This is a genomic window from Caballeronia sp. LZ029, from assembly GCF_031451275.1.
GTDB classification, from domain to species: domain Bacteria; phylum Pseudomonadota; class Gammaproteobacteria; order Burkholderiales; family Burkholderiaceae; genus Caballeronia; species Caballeronia jiangsuensis.
The window spans coordinates 1,348,071-1,371,341 of the sequence record NZ_JARUXO010000003.1; the positions used below are offsets into that span (position 1 = coordinate 1,348,071).

A 23,271-nucleotide genomic window follows, 5' to 3' on the forward strand; every position below is an offset into this window, starting at 1 on the left:
CGGTAGGTAACCGCTTAATGCTGCCCGCGCAGGCGGGCTGAAAGGAGGGTGAGAAGATGTTGAAAAACATAGGTCCTCTACTGGCGACGATGACATTGGTCGCCTGCGCTGTCACGAACGAGCAATCGCTTTCCGATGTCGAAAAAGCGTCTAAGACAGGATTTCTAACCAAGTATTCCCTGCTGCACCCGGGCAAGGAAGGTGAGGCACGGCTTCGCTATGTCAATCCGAATACGAACTGGAATTCCTACACGGGCATCTTCCTCGAGCCTGTGGTGTTCATCAACGATGCCACTAAGCCTATCGACGCGCGGGAGCAGCAGATATTGACGAGTTATTTCTACACCAAGTTAAAGACTCGCCTGTCGAGCGTGATGCCGATCGTCGAACTGCAGGGCACACACGTTTTGGTCGTTCGCGCCGCGCTGACTAACGTCACGAGCGGGACGCCGGGATTGCGCACGATCTCGGTGATCATCCCGCAGGCCCGCTTGCTGAATATGGTACAGAGCCTCGGAACGGACACCTATGCCTTCGCCGGTTCGGCACAGGGCGAAGGCGAGATCACGGACGGCGAAACCGGACAGGTTATCGCCGAAGCGGTGGACGGCCGTGCCGGCGGAATGAGCGTCGAGAATGCGGGTGCCGGGAAATGGGGCGACGCAGAGCACGTAATGGATTATTGGGCGGACACGACGGCCAAACGCATAGTCCAATTCAGGACAGGCACGCCAGCGCAGTAAAGCGCCGATATTCGCCGGGCGCCGCCCTCTAAACATACGTCGTCGAGTGCGGGACTGAGACAGGATGTCCGTAAGCCTCAATCCCCACCGCGCGCCGCATGTTCACGCCGGCACCCCATCTGATCTCACGGTTCGGGCGACTGAAGCATCATGCCGATCTCCGTCATCGTCCCAAAGAAGCACACAAGCACTGACGTTCACCAGGAAGATTCCAGTCGAACACCCTCCCTCAAATCCCATAAACCCGCACCGCATTGTCATAAAAAAGGCGCAACCGATCCTCGACCGAATACCCCCGCACGATCGCCTTGAAGCCATCGAAGATATCGGTCATGCGATCCACCACACCATCGACCGGGTAGTTGCTGGCAAACGAGCAACGCTGCGCACCGAACACGTCGATGGCAGTACGCACCACAGCCCCATTCGACTCGACACTCCAGCGCTTCCCCGGAATGCAGATTCCCGATATCTTGAGATGCACATTCGGCTCGCGCGCGACGCGTTCGAGCGCCTCGCGCCATGCGTGCAAGCCCTCTTCCGACCGATCGGACGGCAATCCCGTGTGATTGATCACGATCTGCGTGTCGGGAAAATCGCGCGCCAGTTCCGCGGCTTCGATCAGATGCCACCAGAACACCTGCAACTCGAACAGCAATCCATGAGCGTGCAGCTTCGCGTAACCATCACGCCATTTCGGATCGCGCATCGATCCCGGCGCAACGAAGTCGTCCCTATGCTCGGCGCGCGGCACGGCGGCAGGCTTGTGCCGGATGCCTCTGACCAGCGGATGACGGCCATACACAGCAAGGACTTCATCGACGTCTTCGCGATCGAGCCACGCCTGAGCGCTCATCGCGTGCGGAAAGCCCTGTTCGCGCTGCAGCGATTCGACCCAGCGCAGTTCGCCCAGCGGATCGGCCGGATTCCACTCGCCTTCGATAAGCACCGTCTTCACGACCTTGTGATGCCCCGCCGCACGAAAGTAGTCATCGGGCAAAAACGTGCGCCGGATGTTGTCGTAATTGCCATAGCGAAAATTCTTCACCGGCTTGTCCGCAAGCCAGGGATAGTAATTGCGCTGGACATCGAAGAAATGTTGATGCGCATCGGCGATAGGCAAATCATCGTCCGCACCGCTCTCGAGGAATCGGCGGCGAAGTTCCATAGCATCTGACATAGGCTAGTCTCTAAACGATCATGCGATAGAACTGCAACGCGTTGCGATAGAAGATCTTTTCCAACGCTTCGCGCCCGAGCGGTTCGAGCATCCTTCTCATGCTATCGACGAGAACGTCATAGCTCACTCTCAAACCCGCCACAGGAAAATTGCTCGCGAACATGCAGCGGTCGATGCCAAAGATCGACACCGCATCGAGGACGATATGTCGATTGTCCTCGTAGTTCCAGGGCGCATCCTTCAGGCCGAATTCCGATAACTTCACGAACACGTTCGGCTGCCTCCCAAGCAGTTCCATGCCCCGTCGCCAGCGCGCAAGTCCTTCCTCGCTGCGATCCCATGGAAAGCCCGTGTGATTCAACGCGATCTTCGTATTCGGAAACGCGCTCGCCACTTCAGCCGCATCGGCGAGATGCCACGGCGGCACGCGCAAGTCCCACGAAAAGTCGAATCGGTCGAGCAGCGAGAAGCCTCGCAGCCACGCCGGGTCTCGCATCGTTCCGCGAAGATCGTCGAGCCGCTCGTGCGGAGCGCGTGATGTCACCGGCTTCGAGCGAATGCCACGCACCAGCGGATAGGCGGCGTGCTGCGCGAGGATCTCCTCCGTGTCAGGCCGATCGAACCACGCGTGCGCGATCACGGCGTCCGGAAAGCCGTATCTGTCGTGCACTTCGTGAAGCCAGCGCGTTTCCGCGACCTGCTCATCGCGCGCACGTTCAGCCTCGACATGCACGGTGCCTATGACCGGTTGCGCGCTGACCGTCGCAAGATACTCCTCGGGCAGAAAGTCTCGGCAAATGCTGCGATAGTCGCCAAGAAAAAATGCTTCGTGATAATCGTCCTGCAACCACGGATAGCGTCCCGCTGAAAGATCCCATAGATGATGATGCGCATCGATGATCGGAATCTCGTCCGGCGCGATGTCTTTCATATGCATACGTCGATCGCCAGTCAATTCGCGGGAAGAAAGCCCGTGGAAATCCACGGCACGGCGACGAGCACCAGCAGCGCAACGACGAGCGCGCCGAGATACGGCCACACGCGTTTCATCGCGCCATCCGGGTCGACCTTCGCAATCGCGCACGCTGCATAGAAGCCCACGCCGAAAGGCGGCGCGAAGAGGCCGAGTCCCATCGCGAAGATGGCGACCATCGCGTAATGAACCTCGTTGATGCCGAGCGAACGCGCCACCGGAAAGAGCAGCGGGCCGAACAACACGATCGCGGGAATGCCTTCCAGAAAGCTGCCGAGCAACACGAACGCCGCCGCCGATATCAGCAGGAAGCCCATCGATCCGCCGGGCGCCGTCGACATCAGTTGCGCGAGCTGACGCGAGAAGCCCGACTGCGTCAACGCCCAGGCCATCGCGGTAGCGCAGCCGATGATGATCAGAATCGCCCCCGAGAGCGAAGCCGTGCCGACGATGATCGGATAAAGGCGATTCCATTTGAACGAGCGATAAAACACGAGGCCGACGACGAATGTATAAGCCACGCCCACCGATGCCACTTCGGTTGCCGTCGCGATTCCCTCGACGACCGCCGCGCGAATCACGAAGGGCAACGCGAGCGCGGGCAGCGCGAACAGAAACGCCCTGCCGACTTCATGCGGTTTCGCGCGTTCGACTTCCTTCAACTCGCGCTTGCGGTTCTTGATCCAGATGACCGCGATCATCGCGAGCGCGCCCACGACAGCCGGCATGAAGCCGCCCGTGAACAACGCGGAAATCGATACGCCCGTCACCGAGCCGATGGTGATCAGCACGAGACTCGGCGGAATGGTCTCCGACATCGCGCCCGATGCGCTCAACATTGCGACCAGCTCGTTCTCGTCCTCGCCGCGCTTCTTCATCTCCGGAAAGAGCGCCGGCGCGACGGCGGCCATATCCGCGGCCTTGGAACCCGAGATGCCGCTGACGAGATAGATCGCGCCGATCAGCACATACGACAGCCCGCCCTTGAAATGCCCGATCAGCGATGCGAGAAAGCGGATCATCGCCTGCGCCATGCCCATCGCTTCGATCAGCGCGCCGAGAAACACGAACAACGGAATCGCGAGCAGGATCAGACTCGACATGCCTTCGTCGATACGGCCCATCACGACGAGCATCGGCGTCAGCGTCACCGTGCTCAGGTACGCGACGGTCGAGAGCCCGAACGCGACCATGATCGGCACGCCGATCACCACCATGAACACGACCGCGACGACGAAGAAGATCACGAGGTTCCAGTTGCCGAGCGCCGTCATCGCGATCTTGAACGTCATCAGCACGGCCGCGATGCCGCCGACCACCGCCGCCGAGATCACGAAGTGCAACGGGCGCGCCTGCTCCATGAGACGCGCGACGGAAATCGCGAGCATCAGCGTGAGGCCGACGGCGAGCGCGGCAACCCGATAACCATTGGAGATTTCCAGCGCCGCGCTCGTGATGGCCCACTCTTCCGACACGTACTCCCACGCCGGCGACAACAGCACCATGATGAACGCGATGACGATCACGGCCCCGAAGGTATCGACGAAAGCACGCCTCGACGGATTCAGATGCGCGATGAACGTCGTGAGCCTCATGTGCTCGTGGCGTCGCAGTGCGATGACCGCACCGAGCATCGCGAGCCAGATGAACAGCAGCGTCGCCAGTTCGTCGCCCCAGATGAGCGGATCGTGCAGCACGTATCGAAAGAACACGTTGGCGAAGAGCAAGATCACTTCGGCGACCACCAGCGCCGCCGCGCACAGTTCAGTCGACCAGCGAATGCACTTATCGAGAACATGACCCGCTTTTGCAACCGGGCCGGAAGGCTTGCTCGCAACCGCAACGGGCATGGTCCCTAGAGAAACGTCAGTGCTCATGATCCGCTCCTTGCTCACGAAAGCTGCCCGGAATACTTCTCTAGAAGTCCCCATGCCGCATCGCCGTACTTCTTCTTCCATTCGGCGTAGAAGCCCTTTTGCTGCAGGTCGGCGCGGAATGCCTGCTGATCCACCTTGTTGAACGTGACGCCTTTGGCCGTGAGCATCGGTTCGAGACTCTGGTTCAGGCGGATAACTTCCTCACGCTGCTTCAGCGCCGCTTCGTTGATGTTGCGCGCGACGATGTCCTGCACGTCCTTGGGCAGCTTCGGCCAGGTCTTGCCGCTCGCGAGCAGCCAGAAACCATTCCAGATATGACCCGTCAGCGAGCAGTACTTCTGCACCTCGTAGAAACGCGCCGACTGCACCACGACGAGCGGATTCTCCTGACCTTCGACTACTTTCGTCTGCAACGCGGAGTACGTCTCGTTGATGCTGATGCCGGTGGGCGCCGCGCCGAAGGTCTTGAACATCGAGGTCCATAGCGGACTGACCAGCACGCGGATCTTGAAGCCCTTGAGATCAGCGGGCGTCATGATGGGACGCGTCGAACTGGTGATCTGCCTGAAGCCGTTGTTCCAGACCTTGTCCATCGCGATGAGGCCGGCTTTCGCGGCCTGCTCGCGCACGTGCTTGCCGAGATCGCCGTCCATCGCGGCCCATACCGCGTCGTAGTTCTTGAACGCGAAGGGCACGCTTTCGATCGACGCAACCGGCACGAGCGTCGACAGGATCGCACCCGGCAACGGAATGAAATCGACGCCGCCCGCGCGGACCTGCGAGAGCATGTCGGTGTCGCCGCCCATTTGCGCGTTCGCGAAGACCTGGAGATCGACGCGGCCGTTCGTCTCCTTCTTGATCGCCGCCGAGGCCTCGCGCATGTGCGCGTTGAGCGGATGACTGTCCGGCAGGCTGCTCGCGTATTTGAGGACGATGGGCGCGGTTTGCGCGACTGCGCGCTTCGACAGGCTCAGGCCCGTCGTCGCGGCTACGGCGAGTCCCGCCGTCGTCAGGAAGTCCCGACGCGTGATGATTCCACTCATGTTTGTCTCCTGAACTCTGTCATGCGCGATTGATCGCGTCTTTACTGCGCCAGCGCTACGACGGCCTTCTCTTCGATCAGCCGGTCGACGTCCGCTTCCGAATAGCCCGACTCCATCAATACTTCTCTCGTGTGCTCGCCGAGCAGCGGCGCGGGACGATTTCCGGAGCGCTTCGCATCGGAGAAATGAATCGGCAGACCGAGACCTCTGACCTTGCCGGCCAGCGGATGATCGGTTTCGACAACCATCTCGCGTGCGATCGTCTGCGGATGGGCGAGCGCCGCCGCGATATCGAGCACCGGGCCAGCGGGCAGACCGATTCGGTCGAACTGCGCCATCCATTCATCCGTGCTTCGGCGCACGAGCAGTTCATTGAGGATCGCAACCAGCGCCTCGCGATGCTGAAGCCGCAGCGCGTTCGTCGCGAAGCGCGGGTCGCTTGCCAGTTGCGGCGCATCGAGCACGTCGAGCAGGCGCTCGTAATTGCTCTGATTGGCAGCGCCGATATTGATCCAGCCATCGCTCGTCTTGAAGACCTGATACGGCGCGCTCGTCGAATTCGCTGAACCCATCTTCGGCAGAATGGTGCCGTCGGCGAGATAGCTCGCGGCGGGCCAGAACATCTGCTGAAGGCCCGCTTCGAAGAGCGACGTGTCGACCATCTGGCCGCGTCCGGTGCGCAGCTTCTGCACATACGCCGCCGCGATGCCGAGCGCCGCGAGAATGCCCGAGTTGATGTCGGCCACGGGCGAACCGGCCTTGACGGGCTCGCGTCCTTCTTCGCCCGTCATGCTCATCATGCCGCTCATGCCTTGCGCGATAAGATCGAAACCGCCCTTCTCGCCGAACGGACCCGTGCGGCCGAAGCCCGAGATCGCGCAGTAGATGAGTCCCGGATTGAGTTCCTTGAGCGTGTCATAGCCGAGACCGAACTTCTCCATCGTTCCGGCGCGATAGTTTTCGGTGACGACATCCGCGTCCGATAACAATCGCTTCAATACTTCGCGGCCGCCTTCGCTCTTCAGATTGAGGCCGATGCCGCGCTTGTTGCGATTGACGATCATGAACGACGCGGACTCGCCGCTCGGAAGGATCGGCGAGAAGCGGCGGGAATCGTCGCCGTCGGGCACCTTCTCCACCTTGACGACATCCGCGCCCATGTCGGCGAGCATCATGCCGCACACCGGGCCGGACATGATGTGCGCCAATTCAACCACTTTCATTCCACTCAGCGGACCCATTTCACTTTCCCTTGAAGACTGGCTTCTGTTTTGCATTGAATGCATCGGCGCCGATGCGAAAGTCCTCGGTGTCGAAGCAATCGAAGGCGGATTCGATATCGGCGTCGCTGAGCGCGGGCGATGGCGTCAGCTTGTTCGACACCGCCTTGTGCCAGCGCGCGACGAGCGGCGCGCCGCGTGCGATGCGCCGCGCAGTGGCGATGGCTTCTTCCTCGACGGCATCGTCGGCGACGACGCGTGACGTCAGTCCCTTTGCAAGCGCTTCCCGTGCATCGAAGATGCGTCCTTCGAGCACGATCTCCATCGCGACAGGTCGGCCCGCGAGACGGATCAGCGCGCCGAGTTCGGCGCAGGACATCGTGAGACCGAGTTGTCCGACGGGCGCGCCGAAGCGGCTCGATTCGCCGCAAATGCGGATATCGCAAAGCGACGCAATTTCGAGCCCGCCGCCGACGCATACGCCATGAATCATCGCGACAACGGGATGACGGCAATGCTCGATAGCATCCATCGCATTGGTCGTGACCTCCGCATAGGCGCGCGCCTGCTCGCGATTCGATCGAAGCGTCGCGAACTCGCCGATATCCGCGCCCGCCGCGAACGCTTTCGTTCCCGCGCCGCGCAGGATGACGCATCGAACGCCGTCATCGTCCGATAGCTGCGTCATTGCATCGCCGAGATCGCGCCACATCGAGAGCGTGAGCGCGTTCATCTTCTCGGGGTTATCGAGCGTGACGATGGCGATATCGCCGTTGCGTTCGATCGTGATCTTGTCTCCCATGTCTTCCTCAATTCAGAACGACGCTTCGAGCATCGCGTGATAGTCGCTTTCGGATGCGTCGCGCGGATTGGTTTTATGACTGTGGTCCTTCAACGCGCCCTTCACGATGCCGGGGAACATGTCGTGCGTGACCCCCACGCCGGATAGTGTCGCGGGAAGGCCCAGGCGCTGGGTCATCTCTTTGATGGAAGGTCCGACGTTCGCGGGATTTTCGAGGCCCATCGCCTGCGCGAGCCGCGCGAGCTTGCCTTCTTCCCGAACCGTCGGCGCATCCTCGTTGAACGCGATCACGGCGGGCAGAAAGATCGCGTTGAGCGTTCCGTGATGCAGACGCGGATTGATGCCGCCGAGCGAATGACTGAGGCTGTGCACGCATCCCAAACCCTTCTGAAACGCGAGCGCGCCCTGCATCGATGCGCTCATCATGTTCAGGCGCGCGGTCCTGTCGTCGGGATGTGTCGTCGCGCGCTCGATGTGACGCCACGCGCGCCACAGGCCGTCGAGCGCGATGCCGTCGGCCGCGGGATTGAACGCGGGCGCCATGAACGTTTCTATGCAGTGCGCGATCGCGTCCATGCCGGTTGCGGCCGTCATCGTCGCGGGCAGTTTCAGCGTGAGTTCGGGATCGCAGATCGCGGACTTCGGCACCACGTAGGGCGATATCACGCCGACCTTTCTGCCGTCGTCGAGAATCAGGATCGCGCCGCGTCCGACCTCGCTGCCGGTGCCCGCCGTGGTCGGAATCGCGATGACGGGCGCGGTCGCCGACGTGATGCGCGTCGCGCCGCCTTCGATCACGGCGAAGCTCTGCAACGGGCCGTCGTGCGTCGCGCATACCGCGACGCCTTTCGCGAGATCGATCGACGATCCTCCGCCCACCGCGATGATTCCATCGCATCGTTCATCGACGAACACGGCGACCGCATCGCGCACCGCCGCTTCGTTCGGATTGGGCGGCGTGCCGTCATAGACCGGCACGTCGTAGTCCGCACCCAATGCCGAAAGCACCTTGTCGACGATGCCCGCCGCCTTGATGCCGCGATCCGTCACGACGAGCGGCCGCCTGATTCCAACCCTTTCGCATTCGCTCTTCAGCAACCGCAAGGCGCCGAATTCGAACTGTATCTGCGTGATGTAATTGATGAGAGCCATGTTGATCGACAGTTATAGATTCATGAAAACCCGAACAGCAGGAACCCTGATCGCTGCGGGTTAACGTTAGGCCCGGAGCTTTGCGCAATGCGGGTTTGATGGGGCAGTATAGGCAGCGGCCGAAACGGCCGGAATTGACAATAATGAATACGGGTATAACTATTCCTCAACTCGCGCGATGACTCCTTCGCTCAATTCGATCATTTCCCGGCTGCATCTGAAGCAGTTGCGTTTGCTCATCGCGCTCGCGGATCATGGTTCGCTTCTCAGTGCGGCCAAACAGGTTTCGCTCACGCAGCCGGGCGCGAGCAAGGCGTTGCACGAAATCGAAACGACCTTCGGCACGGCGCTTTTCAACCGGACGAGCCGGGGCCTCGAACCGAACGACATCGGGCATTGCGTGATCCGCTATGCGCGGCTCATTCATACCGACGTCGCGCATTTGCGGGAGGAAATCGTCGGCATCATGCGAGGTCATGGAGGACGCGTGTCCGTGGGCGTCATCATGGGCGCGGTGCCGCGCGTGATCGAAGCGATCTCTTCGCTCGTCACGAAGCATCCGGAGATGTCGATAGAAATCGTGGAAGACACGAGCGCCGCGTTGCTGAGCCTGATCGACGCAGGACGGCTCGATCTCGCCGTGTGCAGAACCACGATCAGTCAGACGCCGTTTCTCTACGACAGCGTCAATCTGCAGGAGGAGACGCTTGCGGTCATCGCGAACCTGAGTCATCCGTTTCAGAACGCGCGCAAGCTGCGGCTGAAAGATCTGGCCGATGTGCGATGGGTCGTCTATCGCGCCAACATGCCGATGCGCATGCTGCTCGAACGCGAGTTCCGCGAAGCCGAGATACGCTTTCCACGGCATCTCGTCGAAACCACGTCGGCGTTTGCCACGCTTTCGCTGTTGCAAAGCAATCCGACGTTCGTCGCGCTCGTGTCGATCGATGTCGCCGAGTTCTTCACGCGACATGGCATGACGGGCATGCTTCCGCTCAAGCTGTCATCGAAGAGCGAGCCTTATGAACTCGTCACACGCCGAGGCGCGCCGGTGTCCGCGGGCGCACGCGTGCTGATGGAAGAACTGCTCGCAGAACACGATCAGGCCGCGGATTTATCGTGAGGCATGAGCGCGGGTTATAAGCGTAGTCGCAACTCTCAGTATTCCGTCGTGAACGTCTTGTCTACACTCCGCCGCAGCCGAATCGAACGGCCGATAACATCAACGGAGACAGCTTCATGGACGAGACTTATCTGCGCAGGCATTTCTTCAAGAACATCGCGGCGCTGTCGGCCGGCGCGCTGGCGACATCCATCATCCCGAGCGGCGCGTCGGCGCAAACGCAATCGCCTGCCGAGTGCGAAGCGGGCGTGATCGCGGCAGGCGGCCCCGACGTGCAGCGCAGATACATCAGAACGCCCACGGGTTATTTCATGGTGCTGCGCATGGGCGATAACGTCTTCGAGCAACTGACGACGTTCGCGCTGGCGGAAAGCATTCCGGCGGTCAGTCTCACGGGCATCGGCTTCGGCCATCCGACGTTCGGCTTCTGGAACGCCGCGAAGAAGGATTTCGATGCGAAGACCTTCCGCAATGTCGAGATGGGCAGCCTGACCGGATCGGTCGCATGGAAGGAAGGCAAGCCGTCGATCCATATGCACGGCATGGCGGGCGACAGCAACTTCAACGCTTACGGCGGCCATCTATTGAATCTCGAAGTGGGCACCGGCTCGATGGAAATCACGCTGATCGTTCACCAGAAGCGGCTCGAACGCGCGATCGATCCGTGCATCGGCGCGAACGTGCTGGGCATAGGCTGACGCTTTATCGGCGGCCCGTCAGCGCGAATTCGGTGGACTTCACGGCTTCCGCAAGATAGTCGACGAACGAAGCGATGCGCGCGGAGATCGCCGTGTTGCGATAATAGACGGCGTTGATCGGTTGCCGCACTTCCTGCGTGTGACGCGCGAGAATCTGCACGAGCGTGCCCTCGCGCCGGTCGCGCAGCGTCATGAAATCGGACAGACACACGATGCCCGCGCTTTCCAGCGCGAGATGCCGCAGCGTCTCGCCGCTCGACGAAGCGATGCTCGGCTTGATTCGGTACGGCTCGTCGTCTCGCCCCGCAAGCGGCCAGAGATTGAGCGATTCCGGCTGCGTGAACCCGAGCAGCGAGTGATTCGCGAGTTCGTCGACGCGCTTCGGAAGTCCGTGTGTCTCCAGATACTGCGGCGTCGCGAGCACGCGAATGCGGCTGCTGCCGATCGGGCGGCTGTGCAGCGTCGAATCCTTCAGCCTGCCGATGCGAATCGCGACATCCGTACGACGTTCCAGCAGGTCGATCACGCCTTCGTTGCTGTTCAATTCGAGCTCGACATGCGGATAGCGCTCCCGATATCCCGCGACGAGCGGCACGATCACGTGCAGCATGAAGGGCGTCGCGGCATCCACGCGCAGCAGCCCGGAAGGCCGCTCGCGCCGGGCCGCGATCTGTTCCTCCGCGCTTTCCACCGCGCCGATGATCTCGCGCGCGTTCTGCAGAAAGCTCTTGCCCTCCTCCGTCAGCTCCAGACGTCGCGTGGTCCTGCGCAGCAGCGTCGTCTGGAGCTTCTCTTCGAGCCGTCCGAGCGTGCGGCTCGCGCCCGACACCGTCTGGTCCAGTTGTTCCGCCGCCTTGGTGATGGAGCCCGTGTCGACTACCGTCGCGAAGGTCTGAAGCTCGTCGAGAGTGATTTTCATAGTTGACTTTAATTCAAGAGTATTTCCTTTATAGCCCGGTTTTTGCGCAAGAGTAAAGCCGGCATACTGTGTTCGTCCACTCAGCCATTGGAGAACACATTCCATGAATCGCATTCCCGCTTTCGGCCTCGGCACGTTCCGCCTGAAAGATCAGGTCGTCATGGATTCGGTGCGCAACGGCCTCGAACTCGGCTACGGCGCCATCGATACCGCGCAGATCTACGGCAACGAAGCCGAAGTCGGCGAAGCGATCGCCGCATCGGGCGTGCCCCGCTCCGATATCTTTCTGACCACGAAAATCTGGACCGAGAACGCTTCGCGCGCCAAGCTCGTTCCGAGCCTCAAAGAGAGCCTGACGAAGCTGCGCGTCGATGAAGTGGATCTCACGCTGATTCACTGGCCCGCGCCGGACAGCGGCACGCCGCTCGAAGAATTCATGAGCGCGCTCGCCGATGCGAAGACGCAAGGACTCACGAAGCAGATCGGCATCTCCAACTTCAACATCGAATTGACGAAGCAGGCGATCGATGTGGTCGGCCGCGAGAACATCGCGACCAATCAGATCGAACTGAGCCCTTATCTGCAGAATCGCAAGCTCGTCGCGTTCCTGCGCGAGCAAGGCATTCAGGTCACGTCGTATATGACGCTCGCCTACGGCAAGGTGCTGAAGGACCCGGTCATCGGCGAGATCGCGAAACGGCATCACGCGACGCCTGCGCAAGTCGCGCTCGCATGGGCGCTGCAACTCGGCTATGCAGTGATTCCGTCATCGACGAAACGCGAGAACCTCGCGAGCAATCTGCTCTCGCAGCAACTCAGGCTGACCGCCGAAGACATGGCGCAGATCGCGGAACTCGAACGCAATGGCCGTGAAGTCAGTCCGGAAGGCCTCGCGCCGATGTGGGACTGAAGCCCAGTTTGATGCGATGCAACGAAGCGCCCTCGACGAATAGGCACTTTCAGCCAAAGCGTCGTCCGCATAAGACGCGCGCCTTGCCGAGTGACCCGCAAGAAACTAAGACATACTGAGCGAGCACTTGCGGCGTCACGACGGAAGGGGTGCATCATGGGCAAGAACATCGTTTTCTGCGCGGACGGAACATGGAACGGTCCGAACACCGACCACGACAACGACGGCATTCCGGATACCACCAACGTACTGAAGGCATTCCTTCTGTTATCCGGCGAGCCGGACCCCGCCTCGATGCTTCTCGCCTCCGAGCAGGAGATCGCGGAGCCCGGACCCGACGGACAGGTCGCCAAGTATCTGCATGGCGTGGGCGATTCGCGCAACGTCATCAGGAAGCTGGTGGGCGGCGCATTCGGCGACGGCATCATCGCGCGCATCGTGCGCGGCTATACCTTCATATCGCGCAACTACAAGCCGGGCGATCACATCGTTCTGATGGGCTTCAGCCGCGGCGCGTACACGGCGCGTGCGCTCGGCGGAATGATCGCGAACGTCGGGCTGCTCGACACCAGCAAATACGACAGCAACGACAAGGCGCTCGCGTATCGCATGGGCATTCTCGCGTGGCGCAAGTATCGCGAGTCGAGGCCGCCGGCAAGCGCGAGCGGCGGCGGCTTGAAAGGCCTGCTGGAGAAGATCGTCAATTTCGAGCCGTCGCTCGCGTTCACGCGGTTGCAGCCGGGAGACACGTTCGCCGTCGATGAAATCCGCGCTATCGGCGTATGGGATACGGTCGGCGCGCTCGGCATTCCGCTCTATCTCGACAGCGAGGACTCGACGGTCGATCTGTTCCGCTTCGCCGACACCGCGCTCAGCCCGAAGGTGAAATTCGGCGTTCACGCGATCAGTCTCGACGAGCAGCGCGGCGATTTCACGCCGACGCTCTGGGACACTCGCGCGGGCGTCACGCAGGTGCTGTTCGCCGGCGCTCATGCCGATGTCGGCGGCGGCTATTCGAACGATGAATCGGGCCTCTCGGATATCGCCTGCGAATGGATGCTGAACCGGCTTGCCGATCCGGCCATCGGTGTGCGTCTCAAGGCGCAGCCGTGGACCTTGCAGCCGGATTTTCTCGGCGCGGCGCATTCGCCGTGGAAGGAACCGCCCTTCTCGCTGCGCCCGTCCGGCCCGCGCGGGCCGTTCGCCTTTCCGCAGGATATCGGCGCGCATGTTTCAGTCGCCCAGCGCCTCGGTCTCGTGACCGTGGACGGAAGGCCGGTGCCCGTTCCCAATCCGTATCTGCCGACCGTTCTCGGCCCGGCCTTCACCACGCACACCAACTGGGTCATGTCCTGAAGCGATTCGGGCCCGGGACTTTCGTTCCCGGGCCCGCCTTGCTGCTACCACTTCGCGCTCTTGTGGCGATTGCGTCCGATCGTGTCCCACAGCTTGCGCGCCTGCTTCTGCACCGACTTCGCGTGTTCCTCGTGGTGAGGCTCCGTGTCACCGGCATGAGCAGCCGTGGCGCCGCGTTTCGGGCGCTTGAACATTTCGGCGAATCTCATCGCAACCTCCTTTCGCGGCTAGCACACCGCAAAAATAGTCTACTCCGGCTGGCGCTTCGCGGCACGGCCTTTCATACCGCCGATGCCGTGTGTCTCGGCTGCGTCAGCATCGCCGGTTGCAGGATTTCGTCGAGCTGCAACTGGCTCAAGAGCCCCTTTTCGATGACGATCTGCGCGACGCTCTTGCCAGACGCGAGCGCTTCCTTCGCGACTTCCGTCGAGTGCGTGTAACCGATATACGGATTGAGCGCCGTGACGATGCCGATCGAGCTTTCGACGATCATGCGCAGGCGCTCGCGATTCGCGGTGATGCCATCGACACATTTCGACGCGAGCGTAAGGCACCCCGCGCGCAAATGAGCGACGCTCTTGAACAGGCTATGCGCGATGATCGGTTCGAACGCGTTGAGCTGAAGCTGGCCCGCCTCGGCGGCGAATGTCACGGTCACGTCGTTGCCGATGACCTCGAACGCGATCTGATTGACGACCTCCGGAATCACCGGATTCACCTTGCCCGGCATGATGCTCGAACCGGCCTGCACCGGCGGCAGGTTGATTTCGCCGAGGCCCGCGCGCGGCCCGCTGGAGAGCAGCCGGAGATCGTTGCAGGTCTTCGAGAGCTTGACCGCGACGCGCTTCAGCACGCCGGAAAGCTGCACGAACGCGCCGACATCCTGGGTTGCCTCGACGAGATTCGGCGACGTCGTGAGCGCGATGCCGGTCACCTCGCTCAGATGTCTGCACGCCAGTTGCGCGTATTCCGGATGCGTGTTGATGCCCGTGCCGATCGCCGTCGCGCCGAGGTTGATCTCGCAGATCAGCCGGGCCGCTTCGCGAAGCCGTTCTTCGTCCTCGCCGAGCATCACCGCGAACGTGCTGAATTCCTGACCGAGCGTCATCGGCACGGCGTCCTGAAGCTGCGTGCGGCCCATCTTCAGATCGTTGCCGAACTCCAGCGCCTTGCGTTCGAAGGACGCGCGCAGCACGCCCATCGCATCGATCAACTGCATGATGCCCGCGTACGTGGCGATCTTCAGCGCGGTCGGATAGACATCGTTGGTGCTCTGGCCGAGATTCACGTCTTCGTTCGGATGCAGCACGCCGTATTCGCCGCGCTGATGCCCGAGATGTTCGAGCGCGAGATTGGCGATGACTTCGTTCGCGTTCATGTTGGTCGATGTGCCCGCGCCGCCCTGAATCACATCGACGACGAAATGCTCGTGCGCCGTGCCCGAGCGAACTTGCCTGCATGCCTGCACGATGGCCTGCGTCTTTACTTCGTTCAGGAGGCCGAGGCCGTGGTTCGCGAGGGCCGCCGCTTCCTTGACGCTCGCCAGTGCGTTGACGAGATTCGGGTAAGCGGAGATCGGAATGCCGGTGATGGGAAAGTTTTCCAGCGCGCGCAGGGTGTGCACGCCGTAGTATGCGGTGGCGGGCACGGCGAGATCGCCGAGAAGGTCGTGTTCGATGCGTTCGGTAGGTGCGAGCATGGGTTCCTCTTCAGGTTCTGAATATGACGGGCGAACGAAGTCATCCGGCACACGTCGTGTGCGGGTTCGTCGCGTGGATGAGTTGATGCGGTTCGGGTTAGTGCGGCGGCTTCATCGCATGGGCGACGCATTCCTTCGCGAGCACATCGGTCGGATCGATGATGCTCACACGCGCGCCGTTCGTGCCGATCACGTGCGCCTCGCGCAACAGAAGCGGCAATTCCGTGCAGCCGAGGATGACGACCTCGACGCCAGCGGCAATCAGCCCGTCGATGGCGGCGGCGATGTCGTCTTGACATCTCCCGGTCGTGAAGCCGGCTTTCACGCCTTCGTTGCCGTAGATCGCTTCCATCACGCGCGCCTGCAATGCGGGTTCCGGCACGATCTGCCGCAAGCCTTGCGATTCGAGCGCCTTCTCGTAGACGCCGCTCGCGATCGTGCCGGAGGTTGCGAGCACGCCCACGGAACGCACCGACGGAAACGCTTCGCGCAGATGGCGCACGGTTGTCGTCAGCATGTTCACGATGGGTATGCCGAGATACGGCTGAATGCGCTCGACGAACGCATGTGCCGTGTTGCACGGAATCGCGATGAGATCGGCGCCGCCCGTCTCCAGCTTCTTGCAGGTCGCATAGAGCGAGATGGTCGGATCGGGTCCATCGCCGATCAGATTCTCCGTGCGGTCCGGAATCTGCGGGTTCTGTTCGACGAGCAGCTTGATATGGTCCTGATCGCGCGTAGCGGGCGTCGCGCGCACGATCTTGTGAATGAAATCGACGGTGGCCGCCGGCCCGACGCCGCCCACTACGCCGACCTTGAAGATCGTCTCGGGCGAATGGTACTGGCCCGACACGACATACTGCGCATAAGCGAGATTCGAATCGACGAGCGGCACGCGCAATGCGCCCAGCTCCTCCGCGACGAGCGCAATCTCCGTGAGCCCCGGCACGATGACGTTGACGCCCTGCGCGATGAGATCGTCGCAGGCCGCGCGCAGCAACTCGACCGGACGGCCGCGCAGGTTGCCGCTCTTCACGCCGTCCGTGCCGTAGATGGCTTCGGTGACGAGATCGACGCCTTCGCTCGCGCGCGGATGAATCACTTCGAACTCGGGCGCCGCGAAATACTTCTCGAACAACTGCTTGCGCCGCGTATGAGCGGACGCGAGCACGCCGACGCGCCGAACCGCCGGAAACTTTCTGCGCACATGACTGCGCACGGCTTCGATCATATCGACGATCTGTAGCGGCGAGTTCGCCTTCAACTCGTCGATGAACGTGTGGCTCAGAAAGCACGGCAGCACGACCGTCGTGACGCCGCGCTTTTCGAAGCTCGCGATCAGATCGAAGATATAGAGCTTGCGCTGCGTCAGCGTCTCGCTGTCCGCGTCCGCGCTGCGGAACGGCTGCTGCTCGAAGATCGCGTCGAAGTGCTCGGCGTCGCGCGTGGCGGGCGTCGACTTGATCAGCTTGAAGAAGACGTCCGCGCTCGCGAGCGGACCGAGCCCGCCGACCACGCCGAACTTGCGACCGGGCGCCGTGTCCTTGCCATTCATTTCGTGTCGCCTTCGAGTTGGCCGAACGAAGGCGTGCTCATCGCCGCGCGGCGTTCCTGCCGTGCGACGCGTTTGCCTTCCCACTTCGCGATGGCCGCCGTCGCGATGCTGTTGCCGATCACGTTGGTCGCCGTGCGCCCCATGTCGAGAATCTGGTCGATCGCGAGCACCAGCACGACGCCCGAGGGCGGCAGATGAAACATCGGGGCCACCGCAGCGACGACCACCACCGAGCCGCGCGCGACGCCGGCCATGCCCTTGCTGCTCAGCATGAGCACGAGCAGCATCACGATCTGCGTGCCGATCGGCATGTCGATGCCGAATGCCTGCGCGATGAAGATCGCCGCGAAAGCCTGATACATCATCGAGCCGTCGAGATTGAACGCATAACCGAGCGGCAACGTGAAGCCGACCACTTTCTTATCGACGCCGAATTCCTCCAGCTTCTCCGTCAGACGCGGATACGCGGCCTCGCTGCTCGCGGTGGAAAAGGCCAGCATCGCGGGCTCGCGGATCGCCTTGAGCAACGCCCAGATCGGCTTGCCGAGAAACGCGTATCCGGCGAGGATCAGCGCGGCCCACAAGAGCGCGAGCCCGGCATAGAAGCTCGCGACGAGCTTGCCGTACGTGGTCAGCACATCGAGCCCGTGCACCGTGATCGCGGATGCGAGCGCGCCGAACACGCCGATGGGCGCGAGGCGCATCACGTAGTCGGTCAGCTTGAGCATCGCGGGCACGAGACCCTCTACGCCCGCGATCAGCGGGCTCACGCGCGGGTCCGACTTGATCACGCTGAGCACGATGCCGAACATCACGGAGAACACGAGAATCTGGAGGATGTCGTTGCGCGCCATCGCATCGAGCAGACTCGTGGGAAACGCGTGCGTCACGAAGTCCTTGAAATTCAGGCCCGCAGTGTTGAGGCCGGTGGCGACGTCGGCGCTCGTCTGGGTCATGTGCAGGCCCGCGCCCGGTTGAAACAGGTTTGCGAGCACGAGTCCGAGCGCGAGCGAAAAGAGCGATGCGCACACGAACCACGCGATCGAGCGCAGGCCGATTCTGCGCACATCGCTCGTGCCTTCCATGCCGGCGAGCCCCGACACGAGCGTCGCGAAGACGAGCGGCGCGATGATCATCTTCACGAGCCGCAAGAAAATATCCGTGACGATGGAAAAGTAGCCGGCGATGACCTTCGCTTGCTCGGCATCCGCCGCCATGCGATGGCAGACATAGCCGACGGCCACGCCGAGCACCATGCCGGCGAGGATATAGAGGGTAAGGCGATTCTTCATGTGTCTCCGTCCTGGGATGACGCACGAACGGTCGGTCGCGACCGGCGTGCGCTCGGGGAATGGCAAGCGCATCGAAGATCGAGGCGCCGCGCTTTCTTGTGTCAGGACGGAATCTTAGGGAAGGCAGAAAAAACGTGAATGCTAGTGCTGCATATGGCTATGCAATTTTCGCATAGCGTCGAAAATCGCTACTCGGCGGGTCCGAACGACGCGCGAAGATGACGCCAGAGCGTGTCGAGCAATTCGCTGCGATTGGCGAGATCGCGATATACGCGCAATTCGAGCGCCAGTTGCCATTCGCTCTGGCCGGCGGCCACGAGTTCGCCGGCATCCAGTTCGGCGGCGATCGAGCTCTTCGGCAGCCACGCCACGCCCTCGCCTTCGAGCACGAGCTTCTTCACGACTTCGGCCATATCGGACTCGTAATGCAGACGTAAAGCGGGCGTTGCTTTCGATTGCGCCATCAACAACGCGAAGCAGCGTCCGAAGTAACTCGTGTCCGTGTATGCGATGTACGGCATCGGACGATCTTTCGCGCCGGGCAGGCGGTGCGTCGGCGCGAGCCTTTGATTGGGTCTGCAGACCGGCATGAAGGTATCGACGCCGACGGTCACGTACTCGTACTTCTGCGGATCGAGATGCAGCGGCAACTGCGGATGATGATAGGCGAACATCAGTTCGCAATTGCCGTTGACGAGCATGAGAATCGAATCGTGGACGTTCGCCGGAATCACCCGCGCGCGCACTTCGCCGACATGCTTCGCCAGCGTTCGCAGCCAGGCGGGCAAGAAGTTGAGCGCGATGGTGTGGCCCGCAGCGATCTGAAGACTCTTGCCCGCGATGCGCTGCTCGGTGCGGATGATCGCGCGCGTATCGAAGAGCTTGTCGAGAATGTCTTCGGCCGCGTCGCGAAAGAGTTGCCCTGCGGGTGTGAGCGTCGGCGGAAAGCCGCTGCGATCGACGAGATCGGCACCGACCCATTGTTCGAGCGACTGGATGCGCCTGCTGAACCCGGACTGCGTGACGTTGCGAAACTCCGCCGCGCGCGAAAAGCTTTGATAGCGGGCGAGCGCGATGAAATCCTCGATCCACTTGATTTCCATGAGCCATCCGTCTCCGGTCAGGCGACGAATGGGCTCGCCGCCACGCGCCGGAGATTCTACGCTCGGCCTTGCGTCATCCGGTCATTCGATCTGCGCGATGCGCAGCAGATTGGTCGTGCCCGGCGTGCCGAACGGCATGCCCGCTGAAATCACGACCGTATCGCCGGTCGTGCCGAAGCCTTCCGCGCGCACGGTTTCGCATGCAAGCTCGCTCACTTCGAGCACGTCGACCACTTCCTTGCACACGACCGGATGCACGCCCCAGACGAGCGCGAGACGGCGCGCCGTGCCGATCTGCGGCGTCATGCCGACGATCGGCGCGCCCGGCCGTTCGCGCGCCATGCGCAGCGCCGAATAACCGGAGCATGTATACGCGACGGTGGCCGCGGCATCGAGCAGGCCCGTCACGTGGCGCATCGCGTAGCCGATCGCATCCGATGTATTCGCACGCGGCGCGGCGTGCGACGCGGCGATCACTTCGCGGTAGTACGGGTCGCGTTCGGTCTGCGCGATGATGAGGTCCATCGTGCGCACGGCTTCCACGGGATACTTGCCGCTCGCCGACTCCGCCGACAGCATCACCGCGTCCGCGCCGTCGTAGATGGCGGTCGCGACGTCCGATGCTTCGGCGCGCGTGGGCACCGGCGCGCTTACCATCGATTCGAGCATCTGCGTGGCGACGATCACCGGCTTGCCGGCCTTGCGGCACGCGCGCACGATGCGCTTCTGAATGGCGGGCACCTGTTCCGCGGGCATCTCGACGCCGAGGTCGCCGCGCGCGACCATCACGGCATCGGCTTCATCGACGATCGCATCGAGACTGCCGATCGCGGCCGGCTTCTCGAGCTTCGCGACGATGCCCACGCGGTCCCCGACGATCTTTCGCACGTCGCGAATGTCCTCGACGCGCTGCACGAAAGACAGCGCGAGCCAGTCGATGCCGAGCGTCATGCCGAATTCCAGATCGCGTCGATCCTTCTCCGTCATCGCCGATAGCGGCAGCACGACATCGGGGACATTGACGCCCTTGCGCTCGGAAAGCGGCCCGCCGACGATGACCGTCGTTTCCGCGAAGTCGGGCCCGCAGCGCTCGACGCGCAATTGCACGCGGCCATCGTCGAGCAACAGGTTCGTGCGCGCTTCGAGCGCCGCGAAGATTTCAGGGTGAGGAAGCGCGACGCTTGAGATCGCCGGGCGTCGCCGCGTCGAGATCGAGCCGAAAAGACGCGCCTTTCTCCAGCGTGACCGGACCATTTGCAAAGGTGCCGATCCGCAGTTTCGGGCCCTGCAGATCGAGCAACACGCCGATGGGCCGGCCCGCGTCCTTCTCAATGGCGCGAATGACTTCGAGCCGCCGTTGGTGATCCTCGTGCGTGCCGTGGCTGAAGTTCAGCCGGAACACGTCCGCGCCCGCCTTGTACAGCGCTTCGATGGTGTCGCGGCTGGTGCTCGCCGGTCCCAGCGTAGCGACGATCTTTGCATTTCGAGTGCGGCGCATGCTTTTCAACTCCTTTCAGGCGGCGTGGGCGGCTTTCGTGCCGATCAGCGCGCACACGGCGGCGGTCACTTGCGCGGTGGTCGCCTTGCCGCCGAGATCGCCCGTGTGCAGCGACTTGTCGGAGGTCACGGCTTCGATCGCCTGCATGACGCGCTTCGCGGCGTCGAACTCGCCGAGATGTTCGAGCAGCATCACGACCGACCAGAACGTGCCGACCGGATTCGCCAGCCCCTTGCCCATGATGTCGAACGCGGAGCCGTGGATCGGCTCGAACATCGACGGATAACGGTGCTCGGGATCGATATTGCCCGTCGGCGCGATGCCGAGACTGCCCGCGAGCGCGGCGGCGAGGTCGCTGAGAATGTCGGCGTGCAGATTGGTCGCGACGATCGTATCCAGCGTCTCGGGACGATTGACCATGCGCGCGGTCGATGCATCGACGAGTTCCTTGTCCCACTTCACGTCCGGAAATTCCTTCGAGATTTCCAGCGCGATCTCGTCCCACATTACCATCGCGTGACGCTGTGCGTTGCTCTTCGTGATGACCGTCAGCAGTTTGCGCGGACGGGACTGCGCGAGTTTGAATGCAAAACGCATAATGCGTTCGACACCGGCACGCGTGAGGATCGATACATCGGTTGCGGCTTCGATCGGATGGCCCTGATGCACGCGGCCGCCGACGCCCGAATACTCGCCTTCCGAGTTCTCGCGCACGATCACCCAGTTCAGGTCTTCCGGCTTGCAGCGCTTGAGCGGCGCGTCGATGCCCGGCAGGATGCGCGTCGGGCGCACGTTGGCGTACTGGTCGAATCCCTGGCAGATCTTCAGGCGCAAGCCCCACAGCGTGATGTGATCGGGGACGTCCGGATCGCCCGCCGAGCCGAACAGAATCGCGTCCTTGTCGCGGATCGCGTCGAGGCCATCGGCGGGCATCATCACGCCGTGCTCGCGGTAATAGTCGGCGCCCCAGTCGAAATTCTCGAACTGGAATTCAAAATTTTGCGTGTTGCGTGCCAGCGCTTCGAGCACTTGCTGTCCTGCGGGAACGACTTCCTTGCCGATGCCGTCGCCGGGAATGGTCGCGATGCGATAGGTCTTCATGTCTCCGTCCTCCAGATGTGTGTGTGACTGCACTTTAACCACATCCCGGCGCGGAAACCGGCGTCAAACTTAAAGCATTATTAAGTTTTATGCACGAATGGCGCTACCAGTTCGAACTGACGCGCGTCGGGCCGTCGGCATGCTGGCCCAGATAGTCGCGCAGGTGATCGACGAAGCATGCGACCTTCGCGGACAGGTTCAGGCGTTCGGGATAGACGGCGTAGATGTCGGCCGGCGGCGTGTCGTAATCGCCGAGAACCTGCACCAGACGGCCGCTGCGCAAATACTTCGCGATGTCCCATTCCGCGCGCATCAAGATGCCGTGGCCTTCGAGCGCCCAGTTGAGCGCCACTTCGCCGTCGTTGGTGCTCAGCTTGCCGTGCACCTTGATCGTCTCCGTGCGCCCGCCGCGGCTCATGCGCCAGTTGCCATAGGCGGAATCGTTCTGCCGCAGCACGATGCACTGATGATGCGTCAGGTCATGCGGATGAGCGGGCTGGCCCGCGCCACGCAGATATCCCGGCGACGAAACCAGCAGCCGCCGGTTGGACGCGATCTTCTTCGCGATGAGCCGTGAATCCGGCATCTCGCCGAACCGCACGGAGACGTCGATGCTCTCGTCGGGCAGGCTGATGGGTCTGTCGGTGAGAAGCAACTGCACTTCGACATCGGGAAAACGCTGACTGAACACCGAAATCGACGGGCCGATATAGGAGCGCCCGAATCCCAGCGGCGCGTTGACGCGCAATAGCCCCTTCGGCGCTGCGCGGCTGCTGGAGACGAGCTGCTCCATATCGTCGATGTCGCTCAGGATGCGCTGCGCATTCGAGAAGTACACCTCGCCTTCGCTCGTCAGGCTGATGCGCCGAGTCGTGCGGTTGAGCAGGCGCACGCCGAGACGATCTTCCATCGCCGAAAGCCTGCGCGAAACCGCCGGCGGCGTCAGATTCAGTTCGCGTGCGGCGGCGGCGAGACTGCCCTGTTTCACGAGCAGGCAGAAGAAACCCAGTTCCGAGTCCATGTTCAT

20 protein-coding genes and 1 pseudogene are annotated in these 23,271 nt (G+C 62.2%); 5 read left to right on the top strand and 16 right to left on the bottom strand.

Annotation, left to right across the window (positions count from 1 at the left end):
* The first annotated feature begins 56 nt into the window (after positions 1-56).
* Positions 57-743, top strand: coding sequence for a DUF3313 domain-containing protein (locus tag QCE73_RS25445; protein WP_309884081.1), 687 nt, complete (start codon positions 57-59; stop codon positions 741-743).
* A gap of 229 nt (positions 744-972) precedes the next feature.
* Here the strand turns inward: QCE73_RS25445 and QCE73_RS25450 are convergent, their stop codons facing one another.
* From QCE73_RS25450 to QCE73_RS25480, 7 genes are all read right to left on the bottom strand, one after another.
* On the bottom strand, positions 973-1,866 hold the full coding sequence (locus QCE73_RS25450) for an amidohydrolase family protein (RefSeq protein WP_309884082.1): 894 nt from the start codon (positions 1,864-1,866) through the stop codon (positions 973-975).
* Positions 1,867-1,933: 67 nt separating this feature from the next.
* Complete coding sequence (locus QCE73_RS25455) at positions 1,934-2,860, bottom strand: amidohydrolase family protein (RefSeq protein WP_309884083.1); 927 nt, start codon at positions 2,858-2,860, stop codon at positions 1,934-1,936.
* A gap of 14 nt (positions 2,861-2,874) precedes the next feature.
* A complete protein-coding gene (locus QCE73_RS25460; RefSeq protein WP_309884084.1) occupies positions 2,875-4,773 on the bottom strand; it encodes a TRAP transporter large permease subunit in 1,899 nt (632 codons plus the stop codon).
* A 14-nt stretch (positions 4,774-4,787) separates the two neighbouring features.
* A complete protein-coding gene (locus QCE73_RS25465; protein ID WP_309884085.1) occupies positions 4,788-5,816 on the bottom strand; it encodes a TRAP transporter substrate-binding protein in 1,029 nt (342 codons plus the stop codon).
* A 41-nt stretch (positions 5,817-5,857) separates the two neighbouring features.
* Positions 5,858-7,039: a CoA transferase gene (locus tag QCE73_RS25470; protein ID WP_309884086.1), complete on the bottom strand. Its 1,182-nt coding sequence runs from the start codon at positions 7,037-7,039 to the stop codon at positions 5,858-5,860.
* 19 nt (positions 7,040-7,058) lie between these two features.
* Entirely contained in the window at positions 7,059-7,838 is a 780-nt protein-coding gene (locus QCE73_RS25475) for an enoyl-CoA hydratase-related protein (protein WP_309884087.1), read from the bottom strand.
* Between the two features lie 12 nt (positions 7,839-7,850).
* Positions 7,851-8,990, bottom strand: a complete 1,140-nt coding sequence (locus QCE73_RS25480; protein ID WP_309884088.1) for an iron-containing alcohol dehydrogenase — start codon at positions 8,988-8,990, stop codon at positions 7,851-7,853.
* 178 nt (positions 8,991-9,168) lie between these two features.
* Here QCE73_RS25480 and QCE73_RS25485 point away from each other — a divergent pair, with 178 nt between their 5' ends.
* Entirely contained in the window at positions 9,169-10,113 is a 945-nt protein-coding gene (locus QCE73_RS25485) for a LysR family transcriptional regulator (protein WP_309884089.1), read from the top strand.
* 116 nt (positions 10,114-10,229) lie between these two features.
* Positions 10,230-10,811 (top strand): DNA-binding protein, encoded by a 582-nt coding sequence (locus QCE73_RS25490; protein WP_309884090.1) that lies wholly within the window; start codon positions 10,230-10,232, stop codon positions 10,809-10,811.
* A gap of 4 nt (positions 10,812-10,815) precedes the next feature.
* On the opposite strand, the gene QCE73_RS25495 is transcribed toward QCE73_RS25490, so the two are convergent.
* Positions 10,816-11,730 (bottom strand): LysR family transcriptional regulator, encoded by a 915-nt coding sequence (locus QCE73_RS25495; protein ID WP_238292338.1) that lies wholly within the window; start codon positions 11,728-11,730, stop codon positions 10,816-10,818.
* A gap of 103 nt (positions 11,731-11,833) precedes the next feature.
* Here QCE73_RS25495 and dkgB point away from each other — a divergent pair, with 103 nt between their 5' ends.
* Together dkgB and QCE73_RS25505 are read left to right on the top strand one after the other, a co-directional pair.
* Positions 11,834-12,640, top strand: a complete 807-nt coding sequence (dkgB, locus tag QCE73_RS25500) for a 2,5-didehydrogluconate reductase DkgB (RefSeq protein ID WP_309884091.1) — start codon at positions 11,834-11,836, stop codon at positions 12,638-12,640.
* Positions 12,641-12,796: 156 nt separating this feature from the next.
* Positions 12,797-13,996: a DUF2235 domain-containing protein gene (locus QCE73_RS25505; RefSeq protein WP_309884092.1), complete on the top strand. Its 1,200-nt coding sequence runs from the start codon at positions 12,797-12,799 to the stop codon at positions 13,994-13,996.
* A gap of 44 nt (positions 13,997-14,040) precedes the next feature.
* Here the strand turns inward: QCE73_RS25505 and QCE73_RS25510 are convergent, their stop codons facing one another.
* The 8 genes and pseudogenes from QCE73_RS25510 to QCE73_RS25545 form a co-directional block, all read right to left on the bottom strand.
* Complete coding sequence (locus QCE73_RS25510; protein WP_187606771.1) at positions 14,041-14,205, bottom strand: hypothetical protein; 165 nt, start codon at positions 14,203-14,205, stop codon at positions 14,041-14,043.
* 71 nt (positions 14,206-14,276) lie between these two features.
* Positions 14,277-15,695, bottom strand: coding sequence for an aspartate ammonia-lyase (aspA, locus tag QCE73_RS25515; protein ID WP_309884093.1), 1,419 nt, complete (start codon positions 15,693-15,695; stop codon positions 14,277-14,279).
* A 97-nt stretch (positions 15,696-15,792) separates the two neighbouring features.
* Positions 15,793-17,250 (bottom strand): amino acid racemase, encoded by a 1,458-nt coding sequence (locus tag QCE73_RS25520; protein WP_309884094.1) that lies wholly within the window; start codon positions 17,248-17,250, stop codon positions 15,793-15,795.
* Complete coding sequence (locus QCE73_RS25525; RefSeq protein ID WP_309884095.1) at positions 17,247-18,542, bottom strand: dicarboxylate/amino acid:cation symporter; 1,296 nt, start codon at positions 18,540-18,542, stop codon at positions 17,247-17,249. The genes QCE73_RS25520 and QCE73_RS25525 overlap by 4 nt, the downstream gene beginning before the upstream one ends.
* A 188-nt stretch (positions 18,543-18,730) precedes the next feature.
* Positions 18,731-19,645 (bottom strand): LysR substrate-binding domain-containing protein, encoded by a 915-nt coding sequence (locus tag QCE73_RS25530; RefSeq protein WP_309884096.1) that lies wholly within the window; start codon positions 19,643-19,645, stop codon positions 18,731-18,733.
* Positions 19,646-19,726: 81 nt separating this feature from the next.
* Positions 19,727-21,143: pseudogene (gene pyk / locus QCE73_RS25535) on the bottom strand (pyruvate kinase).
* A 15-nt stretch (positions 21,144-21,158) separates the two neighbouring features.
* Positions 21,159-22,244, bottom strand: a complete 1,086-nt coding sequence (locus tag QCE73_RS25540; RefSeq protein ID WP_035500507.1) for a tartrate dehydrogenase — start codon at positions 22,242-22,244, stop codon at positions 21,159-21,161.
* Positions 22,245-22,347: 103 nt separating this feature from the next.
* Positions 22,348-23,271 (bottom strand): LysR family transcriptional regulator, encoded by a 924-nt coding sequence (locus QCE73_RS25545; protein WP_309884097.1) that lies wholly within the window; start codon positions 23,269-23,271, stop codon positions 22,348-22,350.

Bases quoted from the DNA above. Each gene is read 5' to 3' on its own strand.
- QCE73_RS25485 (WP_309884089.1), top strand. From the start codon at position 9,169: ATGACTCCTTCGCTCAATTCGATCATTTCCCGGCTGCATCTGAAGCAG.
- QCE73_RS25520 (WP_309884094.1), bottom strand. From the start codon at position 17,250: ATGAATGGCAAGGACACGGCGCCCGGTCGCAAGTTCGGCGTGGTCGGC.
- QCE73_RS25475 (WP_309884087.1), bottom strand. From the start codon at position 7,838: ATGGGAGACAAGATCACGATCGAACGCAACGGCGATATCGCCATCGTC.
- QCE73_RS25490 (WP_309884090.1), top strand. From the start codon at position 10,230: ATGGACGAGACTTATCTGCGCAGGCATTTCTTCAAGAACATCGCGGCG.
- QCE73_RS25455 (WP_309884083.1), bottom strand. From the start codon at position 2,860: ATGCATATGAAAGACATCGCGCCGGACGAGATTCCGATCATCGATGCG.
- QCE73_RS25460 (WP_309884084.1), bottom strand. From the start codon at position 4,773: ATGAGCACTGACGTTTCTCTAGGGACCATGCCCGTTGCGGTTGCGAGC.
- QCE73_RS25545 (WP_309884097.1), bottom strand. From the start codon at position 23,271: ATGAACATGGACTCGGAACTGGGTTTCTTCTGCCTGCTCGTGAAACAG.
- QCE73_RS25470 (WP_309884086.1), bottom strand. From the start codon at position 7,039: ATGAAAGTGGTTGAATTGGCGCACATCATGTCCGGCCCGGTGTGCGGC.
- QCE73_RS25495 (WP_238292338.1), bottom strand. From the start codon at position 11,730: ATGAAAATCACTCTCGACGAGCTTCAGACCTTCGCGACGGTAGTCGAC.
- QCE73_RS25480 (WP_309884088.1), bottom strand. From the start codon at position 8,990: ATGGCTCTCATCAATTACATCACGCAGATACAGTTCGAATTCGGCGCC.
- aspA (WP_309884093.1), bottom strand. From the start codon at position 15,695: ATGCTCGCACCTACCGAACGCATCGAACACGACCTTCTCGGCGATCTC.
- QCE73_RS25445 (WP_309884081.1), top strand. From the start codon at position 57: ATGTTGAAAAACATAGGTCCTCTACTGGCGACGATGACATTGGTCGCC.
- QCE73_RS25530 (WP_309884096.1), bottom strand. From the start codon at position 19,645: ATGGAAATCAAGTGGATCGAGGATTTCATCGCGCTCGCCCGCTATCAA.
- dkgB (WP_309884091.1), top strand. From the start codon at position 11,834: ATGAATCGCATTCCCGCTTTCGGCCTCGGCACGTTCCGCCTGAAAGAT.
- QCE73_RS25525 (WP_309884095.1), bottom strand. From the start codon at position 18,542: ATGAAGAATCGCCTTACCCTCTATATCCTCGCCGGCATGGTGCTCGGC.
- QCE73_RS25510 (WP_187606771.1), bottom strand. From the start codon at position 14,205: ATGAGATTCGCCGAAATGTTCAAGCGCCCGAAACGCGGCGCCACGGCT.
- QCE73_RS25540 (WP_035500507.1), bottom strand. From the start codon at position 22,244: ATGAAGACCTATCGCATCGCGACCATTCCCGGCGACGGCATCGGCAAG.
- QCE73_RS25465 (WP_309884085.1), bottom strand. From the start codon at position 5,816: ATGAGTGGAATCATCACGCGTCGGGACTTCCTGACGACGGCGGGACTC.
- QCE73_RS25505 (WP_309884092.1), top strand. From the start codon at position 12,797: ATGGGCAAGAACATCGTTTTCTGCGCGGACGGAACATGGAACGGTCCG.